The organism is uncultured Gemella sp., from assembly GCF_963525875.1.
In the GTDB taxonomy this organism is placed as follows: Bacteria; Bacillota; Bacilli; order Staphylococcales; family Gemellaceae; genus Gemella.
The window spans coordinates 1-7,073 of sequence record NZ_CAURMG010000058.1; the positions used below are offsets into that span (position 1 = coordinate 1).

A 7,073-nucleotide genomic window follows, 5' to 3' on the forward strand; every position below is an offset into this window, starting at 1 on the left:
AATTGTATATAATATCTTTAATATGTCTTATCGGCTTTAAACTTAAAGCATCGAATAAACTTCCCTTACCAAGAATAGTGTAGCCTATTAATAATCCTATATAAAATATAATAATTATTAAGGCTATATTTCGCAAATATCTTAATAATTTATCACTTAATTTCATAATAAATTCCTACTCATCAATTCTTTGAATATCTGCACCTAGTTTTCTCATTTTTTCTTCAATGTCTACATATCCTCTATCAATATGATAAATATCAATAACCTTTGTAGTTCCTGTAGCCATTAATCCTGCGATAACTAACGCTGCTCCTGAACGTAAATCTGTAGCTCTTACGGTAGTTCCTTCTAAATGAGGTAACCCTTCTATTAGTGAACTTCTTCCTTCTATTCTAATTTTTGCATTCATTCTACGTAGTTCTTCAACATGCATAAATCTATTTTCAAAAACAGTTTCAGTAATTGTGCTTGTACCATCAGCTAATAGTGTCAATACACACATAATAGATTGCATATCCGTTAAAAATCCTGGGTGTGGTAAAGTCTTGACATCTACAGGTCTTAAACTCTCAAGTTTATTACTTACTCGCATCGATGTTTCATCCACAACCTCGATTTCAACTCCCATTTCTCGCATCTTACTCACTAAAGCGACATTATCTTTGTACGGTGCCCCTTTAACTAATACATTTCCTTTAGTTGCAGCTGCTGCAATCATATATGTAGCCGCTTCTACACGGTCAGGCATTACAGTATATTCTGTACCTACTAGTTTCTCAACACCTTCTATAACTAAAACAGAAGTTCCTTTTCCTTCAATCTTAGCTCCCATTTTAATTAAAAAGTTAATCATGTCTTCAATCTCAGGCTCTTGTGCGGCATTAACAATTGTCGTTTTTCCTTTTGCTAAACAACTAGCCATAATAACATTTTGTGTTCCACCTACACTTGGGAAGTCAAAGAAGATTGTTGATCCTTCTAATTCCTTTTCAGCTCGGGCTTCTACGAATCCTGCATCCTGAATAATTGTAGCGCCTAAGGCTTCAAATCCTTTTAAATGTTGATCAATCGGTCTGCTTCCAATAGAGCATCCACCTGGCATTGCTACCTTCGCACTTCCTTCACGAGCTAGCATAGGACCTAAAACTAAAAATGATGCTCTCATTTTACTAACAAATTCAAATGATGCCTCTGTTAATAATGGATTCCTCGCATCCATCTCTAATGTATTTTCATCTGGTCTATAATCAATCTTTACTCCTAGACTTTCGAATAATAATCCTATTGTTTTTATATCTGATAACTTAGGAACATTATAAAATTTACTTGTACCCTCTGTCGCCAATAATCCAGCTGCTAATATCGGTAAAGCAGCATTTTTCGCTCCAGAAACTTGTACTTCTCCTATTAAAGGTGTCCCACCTTTAACAACTATTTTTTCCAAGTTGTTTCCTCCATCTCTATATTTACATTTTATATCACATATAATACTACCACAAATTAAAAAATAAATAAAGTTCGAATAATTATTTTAATATTTAATTTATGAAAATATATTTATTTTATCACTAAATAATATAAAACTAATTCTATTTACATAATTTTATTAATATTAAATAATCTTTGTTTCGTTAATATTTTTTGTTTTTAGCTCTACATTAAAATGTTATTCTACAAAGTAAAATAATTTCGCAAATATAACATCTTAATTATTTTATCATTTTGTAGAATAACACTCTTTTTTTATAATTAATTGTACTTTAAATGAATAATCCTATCATTTACAATTCATCGAAAAATGATAATTGAGCTTTTTCAGGTAGACCTTTTAATGTCCCCATCTCTCTCAAATACTCTACCACAGTTGATGATACACTTCCTCGTTTTGAAAAATCTTCGATTGACAGGAAAGGCTTCTCTTCCCTTGCCTGGACTATTTTATTCGCTACGTTATCACCTAAACCAGGAACAATAGAAAACGGTGGAATTAAAGTATTTCCTTCAATGATATAGTCATGACTTGCTGATTTTTCTAAATCAACTTTTGAAAATGTGAAACCTCGCTCCATCATCTCATTAGCAATTTCATAACTTACAAGAGCATCTTTATCTTTATTCGATAATTCATTTTTATCTGTAGTTTTTATTTCTTTAATTTTTGCTTTTAATGTTTCTGCTCCCTTAACAACCGTAATAATATCAAAATCACTCGCTCTTACTGAGTAATAAGCACAATAATATATAAGTGGTTGATGTACCTTAAACCACGCTATTCTAAGTGCCATAAGTACATAGGCGCATGCATGGGCTTTCGGGAACATATATTTAATTTTTTTACAAGAATCAATGTACCAAGCTGGAACATTATTATCAATCATAGCTTTTTCGAAGTCTTCTGATAAACCTTTACCTTTCCTTACACTTTCCATTATTTTGAAAGATAATCCTTCTTCAAGACCTGCATGAATTAGATATACCATAATGTCATCACGACATCCAATTACATCCTTAAGTTCACAAGTACCATTTTTTATTAATTCTTGTGCATTACCTAACCAAACATCTGTACCATGAGATAACCCTGATATTTGGACTAATTCTGAATATGTAGTCGGCTTCGTGTCATCTAACATCTGAATAACAAAGTTTGTTCCAAATTCAGGTATCCCAAAAGTCCCACTAGCTGAATCCACTTGTTCTCTTGTTACCCCAAGTGCTTCTACAGTTGAAAAAATACCCATTACTTCAGGATCAGATACATCTATTGTTTTAGGATCAATACCAGATAAATCTTGAAGTTTTCTTATCATAGTTGGATCATCGTGTCCAAGTATATCGAACTTTAAGATATTATCGTGAATAGAATGGAAATCGAAGTGAGTTGTTCGCCATGGACTCGTTTCATCATCAGCTGGGAATTGATATGGAGTAAAGTCAAAAATATCCATATCATTAGGGACTACTAGTATTCCTCCTGGGTGTTGACCAGTAGTTCTCTTAGAACCTTCACATCCCGCTGCAATACGTTCAATATCTATACTTCTTTTCTCTATTTCATTTTTCTCATAATAATCTCTTGTGAATGAATAAGCTGTCTTCTCAGCTACCGTCGAAATAGTTCCAGCACGATATACATAATCTTCACCAAAAATTTCTTTTGTGAAGTTGTGAGCTGTTGCTTGATATTCACCAGAGAAGTTTAAATCTATATCGGGTACTTTATCTCCATTAAATCCTAAGAATGTTTCGAAAGGAATATCCTGGCCATCTTTTGTCATTTTCACATCACAATGTGGGCAGTTTTTATTCGGAAGGTCAAACCCCGATGCGTATTCAGCATTTAAGAAGAATTCACTATGTTTACATTTCGGACAAACGTAATGTGGAGCTAGTGGATTAACCTCTGTAATTTCCATCATTGTGGCTACAAGTGATGAACCAACGGATCCCCTCGAACCTACTAGATATCCATCATCAAGTGATTTCTTAACAAGTTTATGAGAAATTAAATAGACTACTGAAAATCCATTACCAATAATAGAGGCTAGTTCTTTTTCTAATCTCTTCTCTACAATCTCTGGTAACTGTTCTCCGTATATTTTATGAGCCATATCATAACTTAAATTTCGAACCTCATCTGCTGCTCCCTCGATATTCGGCGTATACAACTTATCTTTTAGTGGAACAACTAATTCTATCATATCATTGATTTTATGAGTATTATCTATAACTAATTCTTCTCTTAATTGTTCATCTAAATAAGCAAATTCTTTTAACATTTCTTCGGTTGTCAAGAATGTTGCCATTGGTTTTAAATCGCGGGCACCTGGATTACTTTTCACCGTTAGTCTTAATATTTGTCGATAGGCATGTTGATATTCATCTAAATAATAACAATCCCCTGTTGCCACAACAATTTTTTCTTTTTTCTTAGCTAATTGAATTAATTTTTTTAGAATTTTTTCTAATTCCGATATATTTGCTATTCTCTCATTCTTTATAAAACTCTCGTAGTGATTTTTAGGTTGAATTTCAATATAATCATAAAAATCAATTATGTCTTCTACCTTAGTTTCTTTTGAATTTAATAATTCTTCAAATACTTCGTTATCACTATTACCACTACCAATCAATAAATCTTGGCGGTATTGTTCTAATAAACTACGTGGAATAGTTGGTTTGGCTGCATTTAAGTACTTAGTGCAACTATACGAAACCAATCTAAATAAATCTTTAAGGCCTTTTGCATTCTTCACTAAAATTGAGCAAGGAAAAGTTCTTGAACGCTTATGTGCAAGCTCCAAATCAATCTTTTGATCAATCTCATTATGGTATTCAATGCCAAGTTCATAAAGTTGATCTAACATTTTCACAAAAATTTCTGCAGTAGCTTTTGTATCGTAAATCGCTCTGTGGTGTTGAACTAAACGAACTTTGTATAGTTTGGCTAAATTACTAAGACCATGCCTTTTAGCATCTTTATTCTCTGCACGAGAAACGAATAATGTATCGATAGTTGCATTGTTTTTATTTTCTAATCCTAATCGTTCAAAACATGTATCTAAAAAACCAAGGTCAAACTTTGCATTATGGGCTACCAATATGTCATCTTTATCTAACCAATTATAAAAATTAGTCATAACCTCTTTTTCTAAAGGAGCATTTCTAACATCATCATTAGTAATACTAGTAATTTTGGTAATTAATTCTGAAATAGGTCTTTGCGGATTAATATAACTTTCAAAACTATCTATCTCAGCTCCATTTTTCACCTTAACAGCCGCAATTTCTATTAGTCTGTCACGTTCAGCAGAAAGACCAGTAGTTTCAACGTCGAAAACAACATAAGTTGCATCTTTTAATTTAAGATCTTTTGGATTTGTTGTAGCTGTAATACTATCATCCATAATAAAAGCATTAAGTCCATAAATAGGCTTAATATCTTTTCCTTTTGAACTTAAGCAAATTTCTGGATACGCCTGAACTCCATAAGTATCAGTAAACGCAATTGCTTCGTGTCCCCAATCAATAGCGCGAGCTAAATAGTCTTTAGCCGAGGAAATCCCCTCAAGTTGACTCATTTTTGTATGAGTATTTAACTCTATTCTTTTTTTACCACTATAATTATCTTTCTTTTCATCTTTATGAGCAACCTCAATAGACTTAGGCTCAATGATTGTATCTCTTAAATAGGGATCATTACTTACAGCTCCATGAATTTTAAGCCATTGACCTTTCTTTATTCCTTTTACTAAGTCAATTAATTCATTCTTACGTTTATTTTGAAATTTTAAATTAGGATTATTACCAAATAGCCTTAAAATGATAGAATCACTATAATCTGTAAGTTTTAATCGGTATTGACTTGAACCATTTCTGTGTACAATTTCTTCCGTGCCAAAAACTTGTGCCATTATCGTTACATCACCAGAATATCCTACAACATCCTTTATCTCTACTATATCTTCATCACGAATTTCTTGGCCATAGCGACTTCCACCGCCTCCACCAAAGCCATTAAATTTTCTTTCAGGCTCTTTTGGTTTTCGTTCTGCCTCTTTTTTCTCTATTTCTTCTAATTTTACTATTTCCTGAGAAATCTTTTCCTCTTGACTTTCTAATACCGCTTCAACATCTGTTTTAGAGAAATTAGGAACTATATCTTTAATCGTAATACCAAGATTCAAATAACTATTTATAATTTGTTCTTTTCTATCGTTAATAAAATTATTCCAAATAGATGGAGCCATTATCTTCATTGTTAATACACTATTATTAACAGCAATTTCACTAAACAAAATACTTTCTAGTAACACCTGAGATATTTCTGAGAAATTCTCTAGTATTATATATTTCCAAAATTCTTTAATTTGTTCATCAGTTACTTCATTGCTTACTTTTAAGCGATAATTAACGATATAATCTCCTAAAAAACTCTCTCTTATTTTTTGAATAAGTAATGTAAGTTCATCTACTGATGGTAAATTTTCTCCACTAAAATTAAACGTCCATATTTTGTTTTTATTATCTTTTTCTATATTATCTAATGAAAAGTTTATAAACTCCAAATTGGTTAATTGTTCTTCTAATTCTAATGTTTTAACTAATAAAGAAAAATGTTTATTACTCATGCTTCCTCCTATTTTCATCTTTGTATTTGGCAAATTATCCTTTTGACTATACCTTTTCACTACCATCACAAGGTGTTTACTTTATCAATTGTGTACCAAAATAAAATATACTCTATTAAATTATACTAAAAATACCAACCAAAAACAAATTGTTATTTTCTTACAACCATTTATTTTTAGTTGGTATTTATTATTTTAACTTTTTTTATTATTTGTAGAATGCTTCTACTTTAGCTAATACATCAGAAACTTCTGTATCAACTTTTTCTAAAGTTTTTCTTTCTTTAACTTCTACAATTCCTTCTGTAGCTTTTTTACCTACAACAACTTGTAATGGAATACCGATTAAGTCTGCATCGTTGAATTTAACACCCGCACGCTCTGCTCTATCATCATAAAGTACTTCATAGCCTGCAGCAGTTAACTTAGCATATAGTTCTTCACTAAGTTTTACTTGCTCTTCTTTCTTAACATCTACACATACTAAATGAACTTGGTATGGAGCTACTTCTTTAGGCCAAATAATACCTTTATCATCACTATGTTGTTCAATGATAGCTGAAATTACTCGAGTTACCCCAATTCCATAGCATCCCATGTAGAAGTGATTTGCACGTCCATTAGCATCTAGGTACGTAATATCCATAGATTCTGAATATCCTTTTCCTAGTTCGAAGACTTGTCCTACCTCGATACCTTTAGCGAATTTAACAGGTCCTGATAAATCCTCAGCTATATCCCCTTCTTCAATCATACGAAGATCATAGTGAGCTTCTACTTCATAATCTCCTGGATTTACGTTGATATAGTGGAATCCTTTTTTATTAGCTCCACAACTGTGGTTGTACATATATTTAATAGCATTGTCACCAATTACTTTACAGTTTTTAATGCCAAATGGTCCCATGTAACCTACTACTCCACCCATAACTTCTTCAA

The 7,073-nt window shown here is 31.9% G+C and carries 4 protein-coding genes; all 4 read right to left on the reverse strand.

Features of this window, described 5'->3' with window-relative positions; translation table 11 throughout:
- Window positions 1–166, reverse strand: a 166-nt coding sequence (locus tag RWQ73_RS07365; RefSeq protein ID WP_314086715.1) for a DNA-directed RNA polymerase subunit beta, incomplete at its 3' end; no start/stop codon positions are given.
- A 9-nt stretch (window positions 167–175) separates the two neighbouring features.
- The gene (gene murA / locus RWQ73_RS07370; RefSeq protein ID WP_314407710.1) at window positions 176–1,447 is read right to left on the reverse strand and encodes a UDP-N-acetylglucosamine 1-carboxyvinyltransferase; all 1,272 of its coding nucleotides are present in this window, start codon (window positions 1,445–1,447) and stop codon (window positions 176–178) included.
- Between the two features lie 337 nt (window positions 1,448–1,784).
- Window positions 1,785–6,134 carry a PolC-type DNA polymerase III gene (locus RWQ73_RS07375; protein ID WP_314407711.1) on the reverse strand — a complete coding sequence of 1,450 codons (4,350 nt, stop codon included), beginning with the start codon at window positions 6,132–6,134 and terminating at the stop codon, window positions 1,785–1,787.
- Between the two features lie 208 nt (window positions 6,135–6,342).
- Window positions 6,343–7,073 (reverse strand): His/Gly/Thr/Pro-type tRNA ligase C-terminal domain-containing protein (locus RWQ73_RS07380; RefSeq protein ID WP_314407713.1); only part of this gene is annotated, 731 nt, incomplete at its 5' end.

Bases quoted from the DNA above. Each gene is read 5' to 3' on its own strand.
- RWQ73_RS07375 (WP_314407711.1), bottom strand. From the start codon at position 6,134: ATGAGTAATAAACATTTTTCTTTATTAGTTAAAACATTAGAATTAGAA.